The sequence below is a fragment of the Plantactinospora sp. KLBMP9567 genome (genome assembly GCF_033446045.1).
Classification (GTDB): domain Bacteria; phylum Actinomycetota; class Actinomycetes; order Mycobacteriales; family Micromonosporaceae; genus Plantactinospora.
On sequence record NZ_JAWQRR010000016.1, the window covers coordinates 16,564 to 39,889 of the forward strand.

Here is a 23,326-nt window from a genome sequence, read left to right on the forward strand (position 1 = left end):
TCTGTTGGATTAAGTGCGAGCGCGTTGGGGGCGATGTGGGGGGTCTGGTGCCGAACGTCGAGGGTCTGAGCTACGGCGGGGACTACAACCCGGAGCAGTGGCCCGAGGAGGTCTGGCCGCAGGACGTGGCGCTGATGCGGGAGGCCGGGGTCACCCTGGTCACCGTCGGTGTCTTCGCCTGGGCCTGGCTCGAACCGGCCCCCGGCCGGTACGAGTTTGACCGGCTGGACCGGATCTTGGACATGCTGCACGCCGGCGGGATCAGGGTCTGCCTGGCCACCGCCACCGCCTCGCCACCGCCCTGGTTCTCCCACGCCCACCCCGACACCCTGCCGGTGGACGCGGACGGGCGGCGGTTGACGTACGGCAGCCGGCAGGCGATCTGCGCCAGCTCACCGGTCTACCGCCAGGCCGCCCTGGCGCTGACCGAGCAGCTCGGCCGGCGCTACGCGAACCACCCGGCGCTGGCTGTCTGGCACGTGCACAACGAGTACGCCTGCCACAACGCGCACTGCTACTGCGACACCTCGGCCGAGGCGTTCCGCGGCTGGCTGCGGTACCGGTACGGCGACCTCGACGGTCTCAACGCGGCCTGGGGCACGGCGTTCTGGTCCCAGACCTACACCGACTGGGCTCAGGTGCAGCCGCCCCGGGCCACCCCGACCTCGGCCAACCCCGCCCAGGTGCTGGACTTCAAGCGGTTCAGCTCGGACGAACACCTGGCCTGCTTCACCGCCGAACGCGACGCACTGCACCGGCTCTCCCCCGGAATCCCGGTGACCACCAACCTGATGACGGCGAGCTGCGTCAACCTGGACTACTGGGCCTGGGGCCGGGAGCTGACCGGCCCGGACCGGCTGCTCTCCAACGACCACTACCTGCTCGGCGAGCACCCGCTCGAACCGCCGGCCCAGATCGCCTTCGCCGCCGACCTGAGCCGGTCGCTGGCCGGCGGCCCGTGGCTGCTGATGGAGCACTCCACCAGCGCGGTCAACTGGCAGCCGCGCAACCTGGCCAAGCCGGCCGGGCAGTTGGTCCAGGACGCACTGGCGCACGTCGCCCGGGGCTCCGAGGGGGCGCTCTTCTTCCAGTGGCGGGCCAGCCGGGCCGGCTCGGAGAAGTGGCACTCGGCGATGCTGCCGCACGCCGGCACCGACTCCAAGATCTGGCGCGAGGTGGTGCAGCTCGGCCGGTACCTGCGGGCGCTGGCCGAGATCGAGGGCTCCCGCACCGAGGCCGAGGTCGTGGTACTGCTGGACTACTCGTCCGTCTGGGCCCAGGAGGCGGCCAACCAGCCGAGCACCGACATGGTCGCCTTCGACGAGATCCGCCGCTGGCACAGCGCACTCTGGCGGGCCGGAATCACCGCCGACCTGGCACTGCCGGGCGCCGACCTGACCGGTTACAAGCTGGTACTCGCCCCCGCGCTCTACCTGGTCGACGACGCCGCGATCGGCAACCTGACCGGGTACGTCCGCTCCGGCGGCACCCTGGTGGTCGGCCCGTACAGCGGACTGGTGGACGAGTGCGACCGGGTCCGCCCGGCCCCGCTGCCGGGCGCCTTCGCCGAGCTGCTCGGCATCCGGGTCGAGGAGTTCTTCCCGCTCCCCGCCGCCGGCACCGTACGCCTGGACGACGGCACCTCGGCGGCGGTCTGGACCGAGGCGCTGGCCGCACCGGACGCCGAGGTGCTGGTCAGGTACGACAACGGGCCGGTCGCCAGTGGTCCGGCGGTCACCCGGCGGACCGGGGACGGCGGGGCGGCCTGGTATCTCGGCACCCGGCTGGAGCAGACCGCGCTGGGCCGGCTGCTGGCCCGGGTCGCGGACGAGGCCGGTGCCGCTCCGCCCGGGCCGGCCGTACCCGGGGTGGAGCAGATCCGGCGGCGGCACCCGGACGGGCGGTCGTACCTCTTCCTGCTCAACCGCTCCGACCGGCCGGCGGAGGTCGACGCGGCCGGGACCGACCTGCTGACCGGCACCCGGTGGGCTGGGCCGACCCGGGTCGAGCCGCACGGCGTCGCGGTGCTGGCGCAGCGGCCGGAGCCGGAACCGGACGGGACAGCCTGATGCTGGCCCAGCAGCGCCAGGAGGCGATCCTCGACCGGGTCCGCACCGCCGGCGGGGTCCGGGTGACCGAGCTGGCCGGCGAGTTCGGCGTCTCCGACATGACCATCCGGCGCGACCTGGAGGCGCTGGCCGAACGCGGCCTGCTGGCCAAGGTGCACGGCGGGGCGACCACCGCCCGGCCCGGCTCGACCGACGAGCCGGGCTTCGCGGCCAAGTCGGTGCGGCAGCGGGCCGAGAAGGCCGCCATCGCGACCGAGGCCGCCCGACTCGTCACCCCCGGGATGGCGGTCGCGCTCTCCGCGGGTACGACCACCGCTGAACTCGCCCGCCGGCTGGCCGGGGTACCCGCGCTGACCGTGGTCACCAACTCGATCCCGGTCGCCGAGATCCTGCACCGGTCCGGCCGGCCGGACCAGACGGTGGTGCTCACCGGCGGGGTACGCACCCCGTCCGACGCGCTGGTCGGGCCGGTGGCGGTGGCCACCATCCGCTCGCTCCACCTGGACCTGGTCTTCCTCGGGGTGCACGGGATGAGCGAGCGGGCCGGGTTCACCACCCCGAACCTGCTGGAGGCGGAGACCAACAGCGCGCTGCTGGCCGCGGCGGACCGGCTGGTGGTGCTCGCCGACTCGACCAAGTGGGCGACGGTCGGCATCTCGTCCTTCGCCGAACTGGCCCAGGCGCACACCGTGGTCTCCGACACCGGCCTGCCCGAACCGGCCCGGGAGATTCTCCGGGCGCACGTACCGGAACTACTGCTCTGCGAGGTAACACCGTGAGGTTGCGCTGTGAGGTGGCGCTGTGAGGCGGATGGCGGTCAAACTGGCCGACGGGCGCGAGCTGATCTACTTCGACGAGCACCCGGACGCGGTCCGGGAGGGGCCGGACCGGCGCGACCTGCCGCTGCCGCCGCCCGCCTCGCAGCTCCGCTACGACCCGCTGGTCGACGAGTGGGTCGCGGTCGCCGCGCACCGGCAGGGCCGGATTTTCCTGCCGCCGACCGACCAGTGCCCACTGTGTCCGTCCACTCCGGAGCGGTCCAGCGAGATCCCGGCGTACGACTACGACGTGGTGGTCTTCGAGAACCGCTTCCCGTCCTTCAGCGACCGGCCCGGTGACCCGCCCGGCCAGATCACCCCGTACACGGCGGTGCGGCCGGGGACGGGGCGGTGCGAGGTGGTCTGCTTCACCGCCGACCACTCGGCGTCGTTCGCCACCCTGCCGCCGACCCGGGTGCGTACCGTGCTGGACGCGCTCGCCGACCGTACCGCCGCGCTGTCCGGGCTGCCCGGGGTGGAGCAGGTCTTCTGCTTCGAGAACCGGGGGGTGGAGATCGGGGTGACCCTGCACCACCCGCACGGCCAGATCTACGCGTACCCGTTCCTGCCGCCACGCAGCCGGGCGATGCTGGCCGCCGCGCGGCGGCACGCGGAACGCACCGGCGGGCGCAACCTGTACGCCGACGTACTCGCCGCCGAGCGGGCCGCCGGGGAGCGGGTGGTGCTGGCCAACGAGCACTGGACGGCGTACGTGCCGGCCGCCGCCCGCTGGCCGTTCGAGGTGCACGTCGCGCCGCACCGGCCGGTACCGGACATCACCGCGCTGGACGAGGCCGAGCGGGACGCCTTCGGCCCGCTCTACCTGGACCTGCTGGGCCGGTTCGACCGGCTCTTCGACCTGCCGCTGCCGTACATCTCGGCCTGGCACCAGGCGCCGGTACACGCCGAGGAGGCCCTGGCGCACCTGCACCTCCAGGTGTTCAGCATCCGGCGGACGGCCGACAAGCTGAAGTACCTGGCCGGTTCGGAGTCGGCGATGGGGGTCTTCATCAACGACATCCCGCCGGAGCGGGCCGCGCAGCTACTCCGGGACGCCGGCTGAGCCCCGCAGGCCGATCCGTCACCCCACAAGGCTTGGGAGGCAACCCGCTTCACCGCCTCCGCTCAGCCCCGCTGCTCGATGCTCTCGAAGATGTCGGCGTCGGTCTCCCGCTGCCACGGCGGGAGATCACGCCAGTCCGCTATGTACGCCGGCTTCGGGTCTGGGAAGTGTTTGAAGATCTGGCCGATCCAGCAGAGCGCGACGAACTGGCCCTTCTGCTCCCGGCTCAACCTCGCGGTGCGCCCATCCGTGGCAACGACGAAGGCACGCACCTGCTCCTCGACGGCCGCCGCGCTTGCCCGCTCCCAGTCGGGGGTTTCCGCCCATGGCGCGACGTAACCCGGCTTCGGCTCACCCGGGTAGTGCCGGTGGACACCGGCGATCCACGCCTCCCGGAAGGCCCGCCCCGGCTCGTCTGGCATGCGCTGCTCCTCACTGTCGGTCGTCGGCGAACTGGCCGATCTCGCGGTCGATCCGACCGACATGTCGATCGGTGGTGAGTGATCCCAACTGGCGCCGCAGCCCGTGGAGCCTGCGGGTGATGACACCTGATCCGGTCTGCCGGGCGACGACGAGGGCCGCGTCCGCGTACATGACCAGACGGTCAGGGTCGCGAAGCTGCACCCCGACATGGGCGAGATCGACGAGTACGCCGCCGTGACGGCGGAGGGAAAGATCCTTGTCGAGGGCTTCCAGGAGAGCGGGCTCCGCGAGATCCGGCCGCCGGAGCTGGACGTAACAGGTGCCTCGTTGCTCCGCCAGGCGTGAGCCGTCGAACCGGAGCCACCCGCCGTTCTGGAACTGGCCGCCCAGTCCGGACACACGTTCCGCCCGGTCGAGAGCACGCGCACACGAGTCCAGATCACCGACACCAGCAGCGGCTTCCGCGAGGACGGCGTCGATCCAGTACCTCGTGGAGAGCGCCGCATCACCGCGCGCAGCCAGACGGCCGGCGCCATCCAGCATCGAAAGAGCGTGCGCAGGCTGTCGCTCGTAGACGCTGATGAAGGCATGCCTGGTCATGGCACAGGCCCACAGGTCGAAGTCGGTCGCCTCCCGACCCGCAACGGCCGCCGAGACGTAACAGTTGGCGGCGTCGACATAGTGGTTGCCGTCGAAAAGCACCTCTCCGGCAAGTTGGAGAAGGTCGCCACTCAGCGCGCAGAGGCGGCGACGGGTCGCGGTCCTGCGCGCTTCACGCAACGCACCGAACAAGGTGTCGAGCTGGCGCGAGACCAGCGGCAGGACGGTGCTCTTGCGCTTTGCCGAGCTGAACGCCGTCCAGAGTTGACGATTCACCGTCTCGTACGCGTCCAGGGCTGCTGCGTCGAGCCGTCGCGGGTCGGCGGCGACGTACTCCAGCCGGTCCAGGTCGAGTCGATCCTCCAGGCCAGCCGCCGTCAGAGCCGGTGCGGCAAGGCTCAGCAGGCGCAGCAGCTCGCGGCGATGCATATCCTCGACCCCCGATGGTGTCCCACAGGCATGGTCCCGCCCGTCTCCGCTCCCGCCTGCCTCGGGATGGCGCCCAATCTGCTCGTCGGCCTCGCGGCGTGCGGACTGCTCCGGCAGCTTGAACCAGAGTAAGCCGGCCGGGATGCCGAGCGTCCTCGCCCACTGCGCCAGCCTGTCTAGGTCCTTCATCGCGGATCCACCCTCGATCCGGCTCAGTTGAGCCTGGGTGATGCCCACCCAGCCGGCGACGAGTTCCTGCCGGATGGTTCGACCGTGGAAGCGATGATGCCGATATGCGGCGATGACCTGCCCCATGTTCCAGGTCGCGAGGGCATCCCGCATCTCATCGGTGTCCCAGAAGTTGACGGGTACGTCTGGCGGGCCGGCCGCGAGACCACGCGTCTTCGACTGGCAGGCCGCGCACTGGTGTTGCGGGTTGTCTCGGGCGAGGCGGGTCCCGCAACGGCAGTAGCGCACGGTTCGGTTCGTCATGGCTCTGCCCGGCCCATCGTGGACGTGACTCCCTCACATCTACGGCTGGTCTATCACTCTACGTGCATACGACGATGCCGCTCATACATGCCACGCATACTCCGCTCGACACAGCCCCACCCGTCCGCAGGGCGCACCCTCAGATGGACACATCGCATGGCCACCCGCACCACCCGACGTCGGGCGAGCGGATGGCCCGAACGAGATGGAGGAAACGTGACCACCAACTCCGTGGCACATCCGCCCTGGTGTTCGGCGCCCTGCCCGGTCACCTCGGCCAACCCGACCGGTACTCACATGTCACGCATGCACACCGTCGAACCCGTGGGTCAGGAGCCGCCTCGGCTCGCCGCGTTCGTCAGCGGTCCGGGCCTGCCGCACGGTACGCCCGCCACGGTGCTCGTGGAGGCATACGACGACGCCGATGACCCGGACGAGCCGTGTGCCGTACTCGTGCTGTCGCCGCGCCAGGCGGGTGGCCTGGCCGACGGGCTGCGCTCGCTGGCCGGCATCACGGAAACTGGTGACCGACGCGGTGACCCGGCAGTGGCGGCGGAGCCGGTCAGCCGGCGGCGGGCAGGGTGACCGTGACCACCAGGCCGCCGCCGGGTCGGGGTTCGGCGTCCACCGTGCCGCCGTGGGCCCGGGCAACCGCTCGGACGATCGACAACCCGAGTCCGGCGCCGGGCGGGTTGCCGGCGAGCCGGTCGCCGCCGAGCCGCCGGAACGGTTCGAAGAGGCTCGGTATCTCGTACCGCGCCACCACCGGCCCGGTGTTCTCCACCCGGACCCACACCGCGCCGTCCGGGCCGGTACCGCTGCCGGCCCGTACCCAGCCGTGCTCGGGGACGTTGTGCCGGACGCCGTTCTCGACCAGGTTCTGCACCAGTCGTTCCAGCAGCACCGAACTGCCGGCGGTGGGCGCCTCGGCCGCCTCGGCGCGTATGGTCACCGGGCCGGGTGGCACCTGCGCGACGACGTGCTCCAGTACGTCCGCGAGGTCTACATAGGAGCGTTCGGCCACCTCGTGCTCCGATCGGGCCAGCAGCAGGAGCCCGTCGATCAGCCGTTCGTGCCGGGCGTTGACCGCCAGCAGCGTGCTGCCGAGCTGGCGCAGCTCGGCGAGGCCGAGTCGGGGACGACCATCACCTCCAGCAGGGTCCGGTTCAGCGTCAGCGGGGTACGCAGTTCGTGCGACGCGTTGCCGATGAACCGCCGCTGGCTGTCGAACGCCTGGTCCAGCCGGGCCAGCATCAGGTCGAAGGTATCGGCGAGTTCCCTGATCTCGTCCGGTGGACCGGTCAGCGCGATCCGTTCGTGCGTGGCCGGATGCGGCGGCGCCGACCGGGACCCGGGGATCGCCACGGCCGGCGGGCCCACCGCCAGCGCCAGCGGTGGCGCCGGACCGGCACCGGTGGACGATGCGGACCGGGCACGCCGGTTCGGCCAGTGCATGCGGGACAACGGGTTGCCGAACTTCCCCGATCCGGAGATCGGGGACGGGGCGATCCGGATGCGGGCGCCGGACGGCACGGACCGGGCGAAGCTGGAGGCGGCGCACAAGAAGTGCCAGGAGTACCTGCCGAGCGGGGGTGAGCCGCCGAGGCTGGACCCGCAGGCGCAGCAGCGGATGCGGGAGTACGCCCGGTGCATGCGGGAGAACGGCGTACCCAGGTTCCCGGATCCGGAGGCGGACGGCGGGATCCGGATCGAGGGCGGACCCGACCTCGATCCGCAGTCGGAGACCTTCAAGGCCGCCGAGCGGGCGTGCGCGGGGCTGAACCGGAAGCCACCGGGCGGGTCGGGAGAGCGGCCGCAGACCGACGGCAAGCGCTGACCGGCAGACTGCCGCCCGTCCGGAACGGTTCGTCCGGCTCGCCCCGCCGGGAGGCCCGACCAACCCTCCGGACGCCGGTGAGGCCGACCGTGCGCAGCACGCCGGCTCGGCACGTCCGGCTTCCGCCGCCGGTGGGTGCGGCGCGGAACCGGCCACCCGCGACCGCGCCGGGAGGAGAATGACTGGTCATGGAGCAACGCGTGCACTTCATCACGGTGGCCACCCGGGACCTGGACCGGGCCAGGGACTTCTACATGGACGGGCTGGGCTGGACGCCGACCCTGGACGTACCGGACGAGATCCTCTTCTTCCAGGTGGCTCCCGGGGTGGTACTCGGGCTCTTCGAGGCGGAGGCGTTCGCCGCCGACCTCGGCGCCGGGACGCCGCTGCTGCCCGCCCCGACCGGCTTCACCCTGTCGCACAACGTCGAGAGCCCGGCGGAGGTCGACCGGGTACTCGCGCAGGCGGCCGCCGCCGGGGCGGCGGTAGTCAAGTCCGGCCAGCACGCCGCATTCGGCGGCTACCACGGCCACTTCGCGGACCCGAACGACCTGCTCTGGGAGGTCGCGCACAACCCGGGCTGGCAGGTGGCCGAGGACGGGCGGGTGACACTCGGCCCGGTCGAGGAGTGAACGGTGCCGGGGCCCGGCGGTCGCCGGGCCCCGCGTCCGTTCTGCCGGACCGGCTAGCGGACCAGCCCGATCCCGGTGAAGGTGCGGTCGTACTCCGGGAACGCCTGGTTGGTGTACGGCGCGTGGATCCAGGTACGCAGCGAGTCCGCCGCCGCGTCGATCTCGACCAGCCGTACCGGGTTGGTGGTGTTGGAGTGGAACGTCTGGAGGAACGAGTAGATCCTGTTACCGTGCACTCCGGTGTCCACCCGGTTGCCCGCCACCCCGGTGTGGCCGGAGAAGACGAACTTCACGTTGGCGTACTGCTTGACCAGGTTGTCGTAGAGGTACTGCGGGCTGGTGGCGCCGTAGCCGGCGGACTGCTCGATGTTGCCGTTGCCGTCGATGTAGTCGTGCGTGACCACCACGACGTTGTGCCGTGGGTTGGCCGCCACCACGCCCCTGGCCCAGTTGACCGCCTCCGGGCGGGGCCAGAGTTCGAGGACCAGCACCAGCCACTGCACCCCGCCGGCGGAGTACGTCGAGTACGAGTTGTCGACCTTGCCGGCCTCGAACTGCCCCCGCACGGCGCCGTACTGGCCGGCGGTGAAGTACCGGTTGAAGACGGTGGTGTCCCGGACCAGTTCCCGGGTCCGGGCGGGGTCCCGGGCCGAGCCGCCGGGCCCGGTCGCCTGGGTGTCGTGGTTGCCGATCGCCAGCGAGTACGGGATGCCCGCCGTCTCCAGCGGCCGCATCGCGTTGCGGGCGATCTCGTACTGCGCGTGGTCCGGGGTGTCCCAGTTGACCACGTCGCCGGAGTGGGTCACGAACCGCAGGTCGAGGGCGGAACGGTTGCCGACCAGCCAGTCGGTGCGCTGCCGGAAGCGGCTGTCGCTCGCGTTCAGCACCTCCTGCTGGGTGTCCGGCAGCACGGCGAAGCTGAACTTCGGGTCCGTGGTCGTGCCGGGGGTCTCCATCCGGGCGTACCCGATGTGCACGTTGCGGTCGCAGGCGGCCGTGCTGCGGTCGTTGACCAACTGGATCCGGACGCTGTGCTGCCCCGCGCCCCGCGCCACCCCGACCGGATAGCTGCCGTACTGACTGGCGCTGACGATGGTGGTCTCGCCGGCCACCACCCCGTCCACCGTCACCCGGATGGTGGGCCAGCCCTCGCAGTTGTCCCCGATGGCGCCGACCACTACCCGGCCGGAGCCGGAGATCGTGGTGGTCGCGTAGCTGGAGTTGCTCCACAGCGAGGCGTGGCTACCCGAGGCCGGCACCGGGGTGCCGGTCGCCGGCCGGATGGCGCCGTCGACCACGCTGAACTGCGAGGGTTCGGCGGCGGCCGCGACACCGCCGAGGCTGACTCCGGACAGCACCGCCGCCGTGCCGGTGAGCACCGCCAGCCCGGCTCTGGTCCTCCTGATACGCGTCCTGATACCCACGGCGTCCCTCCCTGTCCGTCCTGCCCGATCTGGACATCCGGAGGTTAGACAGGATCAGCGACGGGGCCGGCAGGCTGTGCGGGAACAGCGGGCGAACAGTTCGGATACCGGAGCCGTCCGGAAACGAGGGCGCGGGGGGCCCGGGACAGGGCCCCCCGCAGGGAAGGGACGGCCGGCTGTGCGCAACAGCCGGGAAGACCGTTCCATCCGGTACGGGCCTCTCGCGGCGACCTCGACCGGGCCGGTCTTCCTGGACGCGACTGGCATCACGTCCACCCTGTGCAACGAGGGCAACCACCCGGCGGTAACGGCACAAACCGGGCGATCTTAGACGCCCCATCCGAGCCGTCGGCGTTCTCGGCTGGATGTTGACGACTTGCCGTCGCGGGAACGACGACAAGTCGTCAAGATCCGTGAACCGCGCCGGTCAGGCGGCGAGCTTGCGCGCCAGGTTGTTGTCCAGGGCCGCCATGAACTCGTCGGTGGTCAGCCACGGGGCGTCCCGGGAGATCAGCAGCGCCAGGTCCTTGGTCATCTGGCCACCCTCGACGGTCTGCACGCAGACCTGCTCCAGGGTCTCGGCGAACCGGGTCACCTCGGGGGTGCTGTCCAGCTTGCCCCGGTGCGCCAGGCCACGGGTCCAGGCGAAGATCGACGCGATCGGGTTGGTCGAGGTCTTCTCGCCCTTCTGCCACTGCCGGTAGTGCCGGGTCACCGTGCCGTGCGCCGCCTCGGCCTCGACGGTACGGCCGTCCGGGGTCATCAGCACCGAGGTCATCAGGCCCAGCGAGCCGAAGCCCTGCGCCACGGTGTCGGACTGCACGTCACCGTCGTAGTTCTTGCAGGCCCAGACGAAGCCGCCCTCCCACTTCAGCGCGGCGGCGACCATGTCGTCGATCAGCCGGTGCTCGTAGCTGATCCCGGCGGCGTCGAATTCCGACTTGAACTCCGCCTCGAAGACCTCGGCGAAGATGTCCTTGAACCGGCCGTCGTACGCCTTGAGGATGGTGTTCTTGGTGGAGAGGTAGACCGGGTAGCCACGGTCCAGGCCGTACCGGAAGGAGGCCCGGGCGAAGTCCCGGATCGAGTCGTCGAAGTTGTACATCCCCATCGTGACGCCGCCACCGGGGAAGTTCGCCACCTCCATCTCGACCGGGGCGCCGCCGTCGGTCGGGGTGTAGGTGATGGTGACCGTGCCCGGCCCCGGCACCACGAAGTCGGTCGCCTTGTACTGGTCGCCGTGCGCGTGCCGGCCGATGATGATCGGCTTGGTCCAGCCCGGTACCAGCCGGGGCACGTTGGACATGATGATCGGCTCACGGAAGACCACGCCGCCGAGGATGTTCCGGATGGTGCCGTTCGGCGAGCGCCACATCTTCTTGAGGCCGAACTCCTCCACCCGGGCCTCGTCCGGGGTGATGGTGGCGCACTTCACGCCGACGCCATGCTGCTTGATCGCGTTCGCCGCGTCGACCGTCACCTGGTCGTCGGTCTCGTCGCGGTACTGGATCGACAGGTCGTAGTAGTGCAGGTCGACGTCGAGGTACGGCAGGATCAACTGCTCGCGGATCTGCTTCCAGATGATCCGGGTCATCTCGTCGCCGTCGAGCTCAACCACCGGATTCGTAACCTTGATCTTCGCCATCGGGCGGCGCTCCTCTCCGGGACATCTGCTCTAGCAGTACGAGCGTACTGGAGAGCCTCGGGGGGCCATACACTGCCTGCCATGCTCAGCCGTTCCGTGGGTCCGATCACCGTCGTGGCGCTGCCGGACGCCGAGGGGTTGTTCTTCCAGCCCCGCACCGAGGCGTTCCCGACCGCGACCGCCGCACACTGGCGGCTGGCCGACGAACGCGACCCCGGCGCGGTCACCGCCGACGGGCAGTGGCGGCTGCCGTTCCGCTGCTTCGCGCTCCGCTTCGACGACGGCCCGGCCGCCGGCCGGGTGCTGCTGGTCGACGCCGGCATCGGCCCCGCCGGCGCCCCCGCCCGGAGTTGGGCGCCGGTGCCCGGGCGGCTGCCGGCCGCACTCGCCGCCGCCGGCATCGCGCCCGAACAGGTCGACACGGTGGTACTCACCCACCTGCACACCGACCACATCGGCTGGGCGGTCACCGGCGAGCCGGGCACGCCGTACTTCGGCAACGCCCGCTACCTGCTGCAACGGGCCGAGATCGCCGCCTTCCGCCGGCACGACCCGTCCGGGGTGGCCGGCTACCTGCTCGACCCGCTGACCGCCGCCGGCCAGCTCGACGCGCTCGACGGCGACGCACGGCTCGCCCCCGCGGTACGGGTGCTGGCCACCCCCGGCCACACCCCCGGACACCAGTCGGTGCTGGTCGAACACGCCGACCAGACTCTGCTGCTCACCGGTGACCTGCTGGTGCACGCCGTGCAACTGGTCGCCCCGGAGCTGCCGTACGCGCACGAGGACGACCCGGTCACCGCCCGCGACTCGCGGGAGCGGCTGCTGACCGAGCTGGCCGCCCGGCCGGCCGCCACGCTCGGCACCCCGCACCTGAGTACACCCTTTGTTCCGCTGTAGTACTGCTTCAGGTCGATTGTCGGGGGCAGGTGCTTCGCCCCAGCTCCCGAGCATCGGGGCATGACTTCTCCGTACCCGTTCAACCGCCGACGCTTCGTCTCGGCGGCCGGTGCCGCGACCGCCGGCCTCGTGGTCGGACCGATGCTGTTCACCTCCGACGGCGCGGCCGCGCACATCCCGTCCAGCGCGGGCGGCCCGCTGCCGACCGGGCTCTTCACCCTCGGCGTCGCCTCCGGCGACCCGCTGCCGGACGGCGTGGTGCTCTGGACCCGCCTCGCCCCGCAGCCGCTGCTCGGCGGTGGCATGCCGGACCGGCCGGTGCCGGTGCACTGGGAGGTCGCCGAGGACGAGCGGTTCCGCCGGATCCGTTGCCGGGGCACCGCGCTGGCATCCCCCGACCTGGCCCACTCGGTGCACGTCGAGGTCTCCGGGCTGCGCGCCGACACCGAATACCACTACCGGTTCCGGGCCGGTCGGGAAATCTCCCCGGTCGGCCGTACCCGGACCGCCCCGAGCGCGCACGCCCGGCCCCGGCGGCTGCGGTTCGCGTTCGCGAGCTGCCAGGACTACCAGGCCGGGGCGTACACGGCGCACCAGCACCTGGCCGAGGAGGACCTGGCCTTCGTGGCGTTCCTCGGCGACTACATCTACGAGAACCGGCCGAACCCGGCGGCGTACCGGGTGCACCAGGGCACCGACGAGCCGTACTCGCTGACCGACTACCGCAACCAGCACGCGCAGTACAAGACCGACCCGGACCTGCAACGGGCGCACGGGGCTTTCCCGTGGATCGTCACCTTCGACGACCACGAGCTGGACAACAACTGGGCCGACGAGATCCCGCAGGATCCGGCCCAGCAGACCCCGGAGGCGTTCCGGGCCCGACGCAAGGCGGCCTTCCAGGCGTACTACGAGCACATGCCGCTGCGCCGGTCGGCCCTGCCGCGCAACCTCGACCTGCGGCTCTACCGGCGGCTGCGCTTCGGCGACCTGGCCAGCGTGCACGTGCTGGACACCCGGCAGTACCGCAGCGACCAGCCGGCGACGCTGGCCGACGCGCAGAACCCCGAGCTGTCGATGACCGGGCCGGAGCAGGAACGCTGGCTGGTGCACGGGCTGCGGTCGGCCGGCAGCCGGTGGAACCTGCTGGCCAACCAGGTGATGTGGGCGTCCAACGACCGGCAGGCCGGTCCCGGGCAGACCTTCGACCTGGACAACTGGGACGGCTACCGGGCACAGCGCCGCCGGCTGCTGGAGTTCTTCGGCTCCGGCCAGGTGGACAACCCGGTGGTGCTCACCGGGGACCGGCACTGCACCTGGGTCTGCGACCTGAAGCCGGATTTCGACGACCCGGCCTCACCGGTGGTCGGCGCCGAGATCACCGGTACCTCGATCACCTCGGGCGGCAACTCCGACACCGCCGCCTTCCACCGCACCTACGATCCGATCATGGCGGAGAGCCCGCACTGGAAGTACATCGACAACCGGCGCGGCTACGTGGTCTGCGAGGTGACCCCGGAGCGGATGCTCAGCTCGCTGCGGCTGGTCGACACCGTCTGGGCGCCCACCGCCACGGTGCGGACCGCCGCCGAGTTCGTCGTGGTCGCCGGTGAGCCGGGCATCTCGGTGCTCAGCCAGGAGGCCCCGGCCGCCACGGCCGCCGCGCGCAGCCGGGCGACCGCCGGCCCGACCTACCAGGTGACCGGGCACCAGGACTCCTTCCCGCTGCGCTGAGCGGCCCGGACGGCCGGAGTGCGGAAAAGCGGGGACCCGGCGTACCGCACGCCGGGCCCCCGCTGCGCTGACGAAGAGGTCACATGTTGGCGATGTCGGCCTGCTTGGCCCGGACCGCTTCGGCGGCGGCCTTCAGGCTCTCGATCTCGTCGGCGTCCAGCGGGGTCTCCACGACCCGGCGTACGCCCTCCCGGCCGATCTCCGCCTCGACGCCCAGGTAGACCCCGGAGATGCCGAACTCGCCGTCGACCCAGGCGCAGACCGGCATGACCTCGCCGGAGTCGGTCGCCACGGCCCGGGCCATCCGGGCGGCGGCGGCCGACGGGGCGTAGTACGCCGAACCGGTCTTGAGCAGCGCGACCACCTCGGCCCCGCCGTTGCGGGTGCGTACCACCAGCTCCTCGATCTGCTCCGCCGGCATCACGTCGCGCAGCGGCTTGCCATCGACGGTGCTGCGGGACGGCACCGGCACCATCGTGTCGCCGTGCGAGCCGAGGGTGAGGGTGCGGACCGAGCCGACCTTCACCCCGAGCGCCTCGGCGACGAAGTTGGTGAACCGGGCGGTGTCGAGCATGCCGGCCTGGCCGAGTACCCGGTTGCGCGGGAACTGGGTGGCGATCTGGGCCAGCGCGGTCATCTCGTCGAGCGGGTTGGAGACGACGATGACCACGGCGTTCGGGGCGTACTTGGCGACGTTCTCGGCGACCTGGCGGACGATCCGGGCGTTGGTCTCCAGCAGGTCCATCCGGCTCATGCCGGGCTTGCGGGGCAGCCCGGCGGTGATCACGACGACGTCGGAGCCTTCGAGCTGCTCGTAGCCCTCGCCGTTCTTGCCGGTCGTCACGCCGACGACCTTGGTCTCGAAGCCCTCGACCGGGCGCGACTGGTTGAGGTCCAGCGCGATGCCCTCGGGCTTGCCCTCGATGATGTCGGTGATCACGACCGTGTCGAAGACGTCGTACTCCGCCAGGCGCTGCGCGGTCGTCGAGCCGTAGAAGCCGGCACCGACGACGGTGACCTTTTTGCCCATGGTCGTCCCACTCCCTGATACCCGTCTGGTTATTTCCGGACGGTATCAGCCAGGAGTGTTCCGTTCCGGCCAGGGGCGGAATTGCCTGCGGTCGCTCACACCGCACCGATCGCAGCGCCGGGTCCGCAACCCGGGCCTTCGGGCGGCGGCCCGAACGCCGGATCGGCCGGCACCACCGGATCGCCGGGTCAGCCCTGCTCGGCCGGCTCCAGCCCGGCCTCGGCCCGCTCCACCACGTTGGCCAGCAGCATCGCCCGGGTCATCGGGCCGACTCCGCCCGGCATCGGCACCAGCTTGCCGGCCACCTCGGCGACCTCGGGCCCGACGTCGCCGGTGTAGCGGCCCTTGCCGTCCGCACCGATCACGCGGGTGATCCCGACGTCGACCACCACGGCGCCCGGCCGGACCATGTCGGCGGTGAGCAGACCCGGCACGCCGGCCGCCACGATCACGATGTCGGCGGCCCGGGTGTGCGCGGCCAGGTCGAGGGTGCCGGTGTGGCAGAGCGTCACGGTGGCGTTCTCGCTGCGCCGGGTCAGCAGCAGCCCGAGCGGCCGGCCGACGGTGTTGCCCCGGCCGACCACCGCCACCTCGGCGCCGCGCAGCGGCACGTCGTGCCGGCGCAGCAGTTCGACGATGCCGCGCGGGGTGCAGGGCAGCGGGCCGGGATAACCGAGTACGAGCCGGCCGAGGTTGACCGGGTGCAGCCCGTCGGCGTCCTTGTCCGGGTCGATCATCTCCAGCACCCGCTGGGTGTCCAGGTGGGCCGGGAGCGGGAGCTGCACGATGTAGCCGTGGCAGGCCGGGTCGGCATTGAGTCCGGCGACCGTGGCGTCGACCTCGTCCTGGGTGGCGTCGGCCGGCAGCTCGCGGCGGATCGAGGCGATGCCCACCTCGGCACAGTCCCGGTGCTTGCCGTTGACGTACGCCTGGGAGCCCGGGTCCTCGCCGACCAGCACGGTGCCCAGCCCTGGTACGACGCCCCGTTCGGCCAGCGCCTTGACCCGCTCGCGCAGTTCGTCCTTGATGTGTGCCGCGGTCGCTTTGCCGTCGAGAAGGGTGGCCGTCACAGCCAGATCGTCTCACGCGGTACGCCCGGCCGAGCCGGCACCCGGCTGGTCGGTGCCGGGATCGGCCAGTCGGCCAACACCCGGTCAGCCGGGCGACTGGCGCCGAATGTTAACTATACGTAGCCGTGTTCTTAGTCACGCTCAGTGAGATCTTGTGGAGTTGTCCACAATACGGAAGACCCGATCAGGGCGAATGCGGATTATTTTCCGGCGGAACGTTGCCCGGCTCACAGCATGCGGGGCGCACCTTTCATGCCTATAGAGGCTAGATGACCGAATCTGCACATCGCCTGAACAGAACCTGCGATAGCAGCTCAGAGCGGATATGCGCAAGTCCTGTCAGGCCCCTGTGTTACGGACTCGTAATCATCCAGTTTGGCCAGGTGTCCTGCTACGACCTACCTTTGCCGAGCGTTGCACAGCGTTACCTCTGTGTGGGGACGGCTGCTCAGCGTAAGGAGACGAGGAGGCTCAATGCAGGTTCGTAGGCTCGCTGCCTGGACTGCCCTCCCCCTCGCCGCGACCCTCGGCCTCGCGGCCTGTGGCAGTGGCGGCGACTCGGGGGAGAGCGACCCGAATGCGACGGTTTCCGTCCAGATCGCGGAACCGCAGCACCTGATTTCCACCAACACCAACGACTCGAGCGGTAACCAGGTGCTGTCCGCCCTGTTCACCCCGCTGGTCGACTACGACGAGCAGAACAAGCCGTTCGAGGTCGCCGCGGAGTCCGTGAACTCGACCGACAACCTGACCTGGACGATCAAGCTGAAGGACGGCTACACCTTCCACAACGGCGAGAAGGTGACCGCGGACAGCTACATCAACGCCTGGAACTACGGCGCCTACGCGCCGAACGGCCAGGGCAACAGCTACTTCTTCGAGAAGATCGCCGGCTACGAGGACCTCCAGTCGAAGGACCCGGACGGCGACGGCCCGCAGAAGGCGCCGGAGCCGAAGGCCAAGACCATGACCGGGCTGAAGAAGGTCGACGACCTGACCTTCACGGTGACGCTGGCCAAGCAGTACAGCGAGTTCAAGACCGTGCTCGGCTACACCGCGTTCTACCCGCTGCCGGCGGCCGCCTTCTCCGCACCCGGCGTGATCAAGGACGGCTACGAGGACGCCCCGATCGGCAACGGCCCCTTCAAGATGAAGGGCACCTGGCAGCACGACGCCAAGGTCGAGGTCGAGCGCTACGACGCGTTCCCGGGCGAGAAGCCGAAGATCGCCGGTGCCGAGTTCCGGATCTACCAGCAGCTCACCGCGGCCTACGCGGACGTGCTGTCGGACAACCTCGACGTGGATGTGACTGTCCCGACGGAGAGCCTGAGCACCGCCGCGACGGACCTCGGCGACCGCTTCCAGCAGAGCCCGAACTCGTCCTTCCAGTTCGTGGCCTTCCCCACGTTCCAGGACGAGTTCAGCAAGCCGGACGTGCGCAAGGCGATCTCCATGGCGATCGACCGGGACGAGATCACCAAGTCGATCTTCAAGGAGTCGCAGATCTCGGCGCGCTCGTTCGTCTCCCCGGTGGTCGCCGGCTACCGCGACGACACCTGCGGCGAGGCCTGCGAGTTCAACCCGGCCAAGGCCAAGGAGCTGTACCAGGCCGCCGGCGGTCCCGCCGAGCTGAAGATCACCTACAACGGTGACGGTGGGCACAAGGACTGGGTCGACGCGACCTGCAACCAGCTCAAGGCCAACCTGGGCGTGGAGTGCGTCGGTGCGGCCGAGCCGAAGTTCTCGGACCTGCTGACCAAGGTCGAGGGCAAGCAGCCGGTCGGCCTGATCCGGATGGGCTGGCTGATGGACTACCCGTCGATGGAGAACTACCTCGGCCCGCTGTACACCACCAACGGCTCGTCGAACTACTACGGGTACAGCAACCCGGAGTTCGACCGCCTGGTGCAGGAGGGCACCACCTCCGCGACCCCGGAGGAGGCGGTCAAGAAGTACCAGCAGGCCGAGGACATCCTGGCCACCGAGATGCCGGTGATCCCGCTCCGGTTCGGCCAGAACGTCTACGCGCACTCGACCCGGGTCAAGAACGTCGAGGTCGACCTCTTCCAGGTCGTCGACATGACCAAGATCGAGGTCGTCAGCTAGCTCTGACCGCAAGGCCGGTCCGGGCCACCCGGTAACTCCTCGGGTGGCCCGGGCCGTTTCCCGCACACACCGCGCTCCAGCAATCCCCACGGAGAGTAAGCAAGCATGTTCCGCTACATCGTGCGGCGCCTGCTTCAGATGGTCCTGGCCTTCTTCGGGACCACTCTGATCGTCTACGCGCTGATGTTCGCCGGACAGGGTGATCCCATCCAGGCGCTCGCGGGCGAGCGCCCGGTCAGCGAGGCGCAGCGGGCGTACCTGACCGAGAAGTTCCACCTCGACCAGACCGGCGTCGGCGGCTTCTTCTACCGCTACTTCGACTACGTCGGCAACCTGCTCCGGGGCGACCTCGGCGACTCGCTCACCGGCCGGAAGATCGGCGACATGCTGGCCCAGGCCTGGCCGGTCACCATGAAGCTCGCGATCATCGGGCTGCTGGTGGCGATCCTGGTCGGGGTCACCGCCGGGGTCATCGCCGGGCTCCGCCGGGGCGGCATCTTCGACAACGCCACCCTGGCGCTGACCCTGCTGGTGCTGGGCATCCCCACCATCGTGCTGGCGCCGCTCGCCCAGTACTTCCTCGGCGTCAAGCTGCCGCTCTTCCCGCCGACCGCCGGCTCGGAGCCCAGCGTCTACGCCCTCCTGCTACCCGGCATCGTGCTCGGCTCCCTGTCGCTGGCCACCGCACTGCGGCTGACCCGTACCTCGGTCGCCGAGAACCTGCGCTCCGACTACGTGCGGACCGCGAAGGCCAAGGGCCTGCCGATCCGCCGCATCGTCAGCGTGCACGTACTGCGGAACTCGCTGATCCCGGTGATCACCTTCCTCGGCGTCGAACTCGGCAACCTGATGAGCGGCGCGATCATCACCGAAGGCGTCTTCAACATCCCGGGCGTCGGGTTCAACCTCTTCCGCGGCATCAAGACCGAGGACGGCCCGCTGGTGGTCGGCCTGGTCAGCGTGCTGGTCGTGGTCTATCTGGTGTCGAACCTCGTGGTGGACGTCCTCTACGCCGTCCTCGACCCCCGCATCCGGTACGAGTGAGGGACTGGACATGAGTGAGCGAAGCGAACGAATCAGCCAGCTAAGTGCTGGAACTCGTGACGACGCCGAGCGAAGCGAGGTGGCGGCATGAGTGAGCTTGAGACTGTCGCCGCGGCCGAGATGGCCGGCGGCAAGTCCGGGTCCGGCGACCCGGCCGCCCGGCCGCGCAGCCTGGCCGGCGACGCCTGGCGCGACCTGCGCCGCAACCCGATCTTCTGGATCTCGCTGGTACTGGTCCTGGCGGTCACCGCGATGGCGGCCGTCCCCGGCCTCTTCACCGCGAACGACCCGCACGAGTGCACGCTGGCCCGGCAGCACGCCGGGCCCGGCGGCGGCGCCCCGTTCGGGTACGACTTCCAGGGCTGCGACATCTACGCCCGTGCCGTCTTCGGTGCCCGGGCGTCGCTGCTGGTCGGCGCGTTCTCCGCGCTGGTCACCGGGCTTATCGCGATCACCGTCGGCATGCTCGCCGGCTACTTCGGCCGGTGGATCGACGCGGCGCTGTCCCGGGTGATCGACGTGGTGCTCGGCATCCCGCTGCTGCTCGCCGCGATCGTCATGTTGAAGCGGATCAGCAGCGACAGCCCGAACGTCCGGATCATCGCGGTGATCTTCGTACTCGCGATCCTCGGCTGGACCACCGCCGCCCGGGTGATCCGGTCCTCGGTGATCAGCGCCAAGCAGCAGGACTACGTGGCGGCGGCCCGGATGCTCGGTGCCGGCAACGGCCGGACCATGTGGCGGCACATCCTGCCCAACTCGCTGGCCCCGGTGATCGTGGTGCTGACCATCGCACTCGGCTCGTTCATCGCCGCCGAGGCGACGCTCTCCTTCCTCGGCATCGGCCTGAAGGCTCCGACCATCTCCTGGGGCATCGACATCGACGCCGGCCGTACGCACATGCGGGAGTCGGCGATTCCGCTGGTGGTGCCCTCGACCTTCCTGGCGCTGACCGTACTGGCCTTCATCATGCTCGGCGACGCGATCCGCGACGCCTTCGACCCGAAGCTGCGGTGATCAGATGACCGTGAACGTGAACGAGCGGAGCGGGTCGCCCGGGCCGCAGGGTGCCGGCGCCGACGGCGGGCACCTGCTGGAGGTACGGGACCTCTTCGTCGAGTTCCGCACCCGGGACGGCGTGGCCAAGGTGATCAACGGTGTCTCGTACCACCTGGACGCCGGGGAGACCCTGGCGGTACTCGGCGAGTCGGGCTCCGGCAAGTCGGTGACCGCCCAGGCGATCATGGGCATCCTGGACATGCCACCGGCGGTCATCCCGGCCGGGCAGATCCTCTACCGCGGTACCGACCTGCTGAAGCTCTCCGAGGAGGAGCGCCGGAAGGTACGCGGCAAGCAGATCTCCATGATCTTCCAGGACGCGCTCTCGGCGCTGAACCCGGTCTTCCCGGTCGGCTGGCAGATCGGCGAGATGCTGCGGCTGCGCGAGGGTCTGTCCCGGGCCCAGGCCAAGCGCCGGGCGATCGAGCTGATGGAACTCGTCAAGATCCCAGCGGCCCGGCAGCGGATCGGCGACTACCCGCACCAGTTCTCCGGCGGCATGCGCCAGCGGGTCATGATCGCGATGTCGCTGGCGCTGGACCCGGCGGTGCTGATCGCCGACGAGCCCACCACCGCGCTGGACGTGACCGTGCAGGCCCAGATCATGGACCTGCTCGGCGAACTGCGCCGGGACCTGAACATGGCGATGATCCTGATCACCCACGACCTCGGGGTCGTCGCCGACGTGGCCGACCGGATCGCCGTGATGTACGCCGGCCGGATCGTCGAGCACGCCGACGTGCACTCGCTGTACGAGGCACCGGCACACCCGTACACCAAGGGATTGCTGGAGTCGATTCCCCGGCTCGACCTCAAGGGTCAGCGGCTGACCACCATCAAGGGGCTGCCGCCCAACCTGATGCGCATCCCCAGCGGATGCCCGTTCCACCCGCGCTGCCCCTACGCCCGGCAGGAGTGCGTCGACGTCGTACCGGCCGTCCGGTCGCTCGCTGGCGGCCGGAGCAGCGCCTGCCACTTCGCCCAGGAGGTCCTCGATGGCCGCGTCTGATCCGAGGAACCCGCGCTCCGGCACCGGCGGCGCAGGGCCGGCCGCACCGGCCAAGCCGCGCGGCGAGACCGTGCTGCGGGTCGAGAACGTCGTCAAGCACTTCCCGATCAGCCAGGGCATCGTCTTCAAGCGGCAGATCGGCGCCGTGAAGGCGGTCGACGGGGTCAGCTTCGAACTGAACCGGGGCGAGACCCTCGGCATCGTCGGCGAGTCCGGCTGCGGCAAGTCGACCCTGGCCAAGCTGCTGATGCGGCTGGAGACGCCGACCTCGGGCCGGGCGATGCTGGAGGGCCGGGACATGTTCAAGCTCTCCGGCGCGGAGCTGCGCCGGATGCGCCGGAACGTGCAGATGGTCATGCAGGACCCGTACACCTCGCTGAACCCACGGATGACGGTCGGCGACATCATCGGCGAGCCGTTCGACATCCACCCGGACGCCGCGCCGCGGGGCAGCCGTCGGCAGCGGGTGCAGGAGCTGCTCGACCTGGTCGGGCTGAACCCGGAGCACGTCAACCGCTATCCGCACCAGTTCTCCGGCGGGCAGCGCCAGCGGATCGGGATCGCCCGGGCGCTCGCCCTCAAGCCGGAGATCATCGTCTGTGACGAGCCGGTGTCGGCGCTGGACGTGTCGATCCAGGCGCAGGTGATCAACCTGCTGGAGAGCCTCCAGGACGAGCTGGGCCTCTCCTACATCTTCATCGCGCACGACCTGTCGGTGGTCCGGCACATCGCCGACCGGGTCGCCGTGATGTACCTCGGCAAGATCGTGGAAATCGGTACCGAGGACGAGATCTACGAGCGGCCGACCCACCCGTACACCCAGGCGCTGCTCTCGGCGGTGCCGGTGCCGGACCCGAAGGCCCGGGCGCACCGCGAGGTCATCCGGCTCGACGGTGACGTGCCGTCGCCGGCCAACCCGCCGTCGGGCTGCCGGTTCCGCACCCGCTGCTGGAAGGCGCAGGAGATCTGCGCCACCCAGGAGCCGCAGCTCGTGCTCCGGACCGTCGAGCCGCACCCGTCGGCCTGCCACTTCGCCGAACTCAAGCAGCACGTCGTCTCCTGACCCGGCCCGGCCAGCCGGATCGCCCCCTGGCGGCGGCGGTCGGCGGGATCGACGGGCGGGAGCGCAAGGACCGACCGGGCGGCAGGACCGCTCCGGAAGGGTTGGACGCCGAGCGCGAGGCAGGACCGAGCGGACGGCGGGGGTGGAGAGCCCGGGAACCACACAATGGTTTCCGGGCTCTCGTCTACATGGTGCGAAGACTGCTCGTGACGCTCGCCCTGGTGGCCTCGACGGTTCCGCTGCTCGGCTGTGGCGAGGAGGTCCCCGGCATCGCCGGCCCGACCGGCGCGCCGCCGTCGCCAGGGACCGTCGCGGGACCGGTGCCCGCGACCGGAGCCGCCGCCGAACCGGCCGGCACCTGCACGGACGGGGCGGGCTCGCCGGACGACCCGCTCGAGGTGCAGGGCGTGGCGGACGCCGGGAACTCGTTCTGGGGACTGCTCTTCCCGCGCGGCGGCCCGGGCCTGCACACCGGACGGGACGAGAAGATCGTGTGGCGGATGACCGGCTCCGGCACCTTCAGCGTCCGGGCCACCGGCCCGGACGGGGTCACCATCGAGCCGGTCTGGGGACCCACCGGGCACAGCGGAAGCACCTGGACCAGAACCGGTGACGAGTGGGGTACCGGCTGGAACTTCCCGGTCGCCGGCTGCTGGACCGTACGGGCCAGCCGGTCCGGCGGCGCGACCGGCAGCGCGCTGCTCCGGGTCGGTTGACCGGCGCGACGAACGGCGCCCTCGCCGCCGGGCTGGCCGCGCGGGGACCGGTGCGGGAGATTCCCGGCGGTCCCCGGCGCGACTCGGTTGGCCCGAACCGGCGCGGGTCCCCGGCGTCCGGGGGTGCCGAGGGGGCACCGCCGGTCGCCGGAAGTCCCGCGCC

22 protein-coding genes are annotated in these 23,326 nt (G+C 70.7%); 14 read left to right on the top strand and 8 right to left on the bottom strand.

Annotated features, from left to right (window positions below; translation table 11 throughout):
• Window positions 1-47 precede the first annotated feature (47 nt).
• Genes R6Y94_RS11560 through galT form a run of 3 tightly spaced genes read left to right on the top strand, consistent with a single transcriptional unit; the run spans window position 48 to window position 3,950 of the window.
• Complete coding sequence (locus tag R6Y94_RS11560) at window positions 48-2,069, top strand: beta-galactosidase (RefSeq protein ID WP_318395821.1); 2,022 nt, start codon at window positions 48-50, stop codon at window positions 2,067-2,069.
• Window positions 2,069-2,848: a DeoR/GlpR family DNA-binding transcription regulator gene (locus R6Y94_RS11565; RefSeq protein WP_318395822.1), complete on the top strand. Its 780-nt coding sequence runs from the start codon at window positions 2,069-2,071 to the stop codon at window positions 2,846-2,848. The genes R6Y94_RS11560 and R6Y94_RS11565 overlap by 1 nt, the downstream gene beginning before the upstream one ends.
• Window positions 2,849-2,879: 31 nt before the next feature.
• Window positions 2,880-3,950, top strand: coding sequence for a galactose-1-phosphate uridylyltransferase (gene galT / locus R6Y94_RS11570; protein WP_412102752.1), 1,071 nt, complete (start codon window positions 2,880-2,882; stop codon window positions 3,948-3,950).
• A 62-nt stretch (window positions 3,951-4,012) separates the two neighbouring features.
• Here the strand turns inward: galT and R6Y94_RS11575 are convergent, their stop codons facing one another.
• On the bottom strand, window positions 4,013-4,372 hold the full coding sequence (locus R6Y94_RS11575) for a hypothetical protein (RefSeq protein WP_318395824.1): 360 nt from the start codon (window positions 4,370-4,372) through the stop codon (window positions 4,013-4,015).
• Window positions 4,373-4,382: 10 nt separating this feature from the next.
• Window positions 4,383-5,894: a helix-turn-helix transcriptional regulator gene (locus R6Y94_RS11580; RefSeq protein WP_318395825.1), complete on the bottom strand. Its 1,512-nt coding sequence runs from the start codon at window positions 5,892-5,894 to the stop codon at window positions 4,383-4,385.
• 216 nt (window positions 5,895-6,110) lie between these two features.
• Here R6Y94_RS11580 and R6Y94_RS11585 point away from each other — a divergent pair, with 216 nt between their 5' ends.
• Complete coding sequence (locus R6Y94_RS11585; RefSeq protein WP_318395826.1) at window positions 6,111-6,479, top strand: hypothetical protein; 369 nt, start codon at window positions 6,111-6,113, stop codon at window positions 6,477-6,479.
• Here the strand turns inward: R6Y94_RS11585 and R6Y94_RS11590 are convergent.
• Together R6Y94_RS11590 and R6Y94_RS11595 are read right to left on the bottom strand one after the other, a co-directional pair.
• Window positions 6,457-6,918 carry a HAMP domain-containing sensor histidine kinase gene (locus R6Y94_RS11590; protein WP_318395827.1) on the bottom strand — a complete coding sequence of 154 codons (462 nt, stop codon included), beginning with the start codon at window positions 6,916-6,918 and terminating at the stop codon, window positions 6,457-6,459. The two genes, R6Y94_RS11585 and R6Y94_RS11590, sit on opposite strands and share 23 nt — an antisense overlap.
• A 38-nt stretch (window positions 6,919-6,956) precedes the next feature.
• Entirely contained in the window at window positions 6,957-7,349 is a 393-nt protein-coding gene (locus tag R6Y94_RS11595) for a histidine kinase dimerization/phospho-acceptor domain-containing protein (RefSeq protein WP_318395828.1), read from the bottom strand.
• Between R6Y94_RS11595 and R6Y94_RS11600 the strand changes: the two genes are divergently transcribed.
• A complete protein-coding gene (locus R6Y94_RS11600; RefSeq protein ID WP_318395829.1) occupies window positions 7,348-7,731 on the top strand; it encodes a hypothetical protein in 384 nt (127 codons plus the stop codon). The genes R6Y94_RS11595 and R6Y94_RS11600 overlap by 2 nt on opposite strands.
• A 188-nt stretch (window positions 7,732-7,919) precedes the next feature.
• A complete protein-coding gene (locus tag R6Y94_RS11605) occupies window positions 7,920-8,363 on the top strand; it encodes a VOC family protein (protein ID WP_318395830.1) in 444 nt (147 codons plus the stop codon).
• A gap of 53 nt (window positions 8,364-8,416) precedes the next feature.
• On the opposite strand, the gene R6Y94_RS11610 is transcribed toward R6Y94_RS11605, so the two are convergent.
• Both R6Y94_RS11610 and R6Y94_RS11615 read right to left on the bottom strand, forming a co-directional pair.
• A complete protein-coding gene (locus R6Y94_RS11610; protein WP_318395831.1) occupies window positions 8,417-9,787 on the bottom strand; it encodes a carbohydrate-binding domain-containing protein in 1,371 nt (456 codons plus the stop codon).
• Between the two features lie 427 nt (window positions 9,788-10,214).
• Entirely contained in the window at window positions 10,215-11,432 is a 1,218-nt protein-coding gene (locus R6Y94_RS11615) for an NADP-dependent isocitrate dehydrogenase (RefSeq protein ID WP_318395832.1), read from the bottom strand.
• Window positions 11,433-11,513: 81 nt separating this feature from the next.
• Between R6Y94_RS11615 and R6Y94_RS11620 the strand changes: the two genes are divergently transcribed.
• Together R6Y94_RS11620 and R6Y94_RS11625 are read left to right on the top strand one after the other, a co-directional pair.
• Window positions 11,514-12,332 (top strand): MBL fold metallo-hydrolase, encoded by an 819-nt coding sequence (locus R6Y94_RS11620; RefSeq protein ID WP_318395833.1) that lies wholly within the window; start codon window positions 11,514-11,516, stop codon window positions 12,330-12,332.
• A 60-nt stretch (window positions 12,333-12,392) separates the two neighbouring features.
• Complete coding sequence (locus tag R6Y94_RS11625) at window positions 12,393-14,066, top strand: alkaline phosphatase D family protein (RefSeq protein WP_318395834.1); 1,674 nt, start codon at window positions 12,393-12,395, stop codon at window positions 14,064-14,066.
• A gap of 79 nt (window positions 14,067-14,145) precedes the next feature.
• Here the strand turns inward: R6Y94_RS11625 and R6Y94_RS11630 are convergent, their stop codons facing one another.
• Window positions 14,146-15,096, bottom strand: a complete 951-nt coding sequence (locus tag R6Y94_RS11630) for a malate dehydrogenase (protein WP_318395835.1) — start codon at window positions 15,094-15,096, stop codon at window positions 14,146-14,148.
• Window positions 15,097-15,284: 188 nt separating this feature from the next.
• Complete coding sequence (locus R6Y94_RS11635) at window positions 15,285-16,166, bottom strand: bifunctional methylenetetrahydrofolate dehydrogenase/methenyltetrahydrofolate cyclohydrolase (RefSeq protein WP_318395836.1); 882 nt, start codon at window positions 16,164-16,166, stop codon at window positions 15,285-15,287.
• A 474-nt stretch (window positions 16,167-16,640) separates the two neighbouring features.
• On the opposite strand from R6Y94_RS11635, the gene R6Y94_RS11640 reads away from it, so the two are divergent.
• From R6Y94_RS11640 to R6Y94_RS11665, 6 genes are all read left to right on the top strand, one after another.
• A complete protein-coding gene (locus R6Y94_RS11640) occupies window positions 16,641-18,272 on the top strand; it encodes an ABC transporter substrate-binding protein (RefSeq protein ID WP_318395837.1) in 1,632 nt (543 codons plus the stop codon).
• A 105-nt stretch (window positions 18,273-18,377) separates the two neighbouring features.
• Window positions 18,378-19,316 carry an ABC transporter permease gene (locus R6Y94_RS11645; RefSeq protein ID WP_318395838.1) on the top strand — a complete coding sequence of 313 codons (939 nt, stop codon included), beginning with the start codon at window positions 18,378-18,380 and terminating at the stop codon, window positions 19,314-19,316.
• An 87-nt stretch (window positions 19,317-19,403) separates the two neighbouring features.
• Window positions 19,404-20,333, top strand: a complete 930-nt coding sequence (locus R6Y94_RS11650) for an ABC transporter permease (RefSeq protein ID WP_318395839.1) — start codon at window positions 19,404-19,406, stop codon at window positions 20,331-20,333.
• A gap of 4 nt (window positions 20,334-20,337) precedes the next feature.
• On the top strand, window positions 20,338-21,384 hold the full coding sequence (locus tag R6Y94_RS11655) for an ABC transporter ATP-binding protein (RefSeq protein ID WP_318395840.1): 1,047 nt from the start codon (window positions 20,338-20,340) through the stop codon (window positions 21,382-21,384).
• Window positions 21,371-22,447, top strand: coding sequence for a dipeptide ABC transporter ATP-binding protein (locus tag R6Y94_RS11660; RefSeq protein WP_318395841.1), 1,077 nt, complete (start codon window positions 21,371-21,373; stop codon window positions 22,445-22,447). The genes R6Y94_RS11655 and R6Y94_RS11660 overlap by 14 nt, the downstream gene beginning before the upstream one ends.
• 191 nt (window positions 22,448-22,638) lie before the next feature.
• A complete protein-coding gene (locus tag R6Y94_RS11665; RefSeq protein ID WP_318395842.1) occupies window positions 22,639-23,163 on the top strand; it encodes a hypothetical protein in 525 nt (174 codons plus the stop codon).
• Window positions 23,164-23,326: the final 163 nt, after the last annotated feature.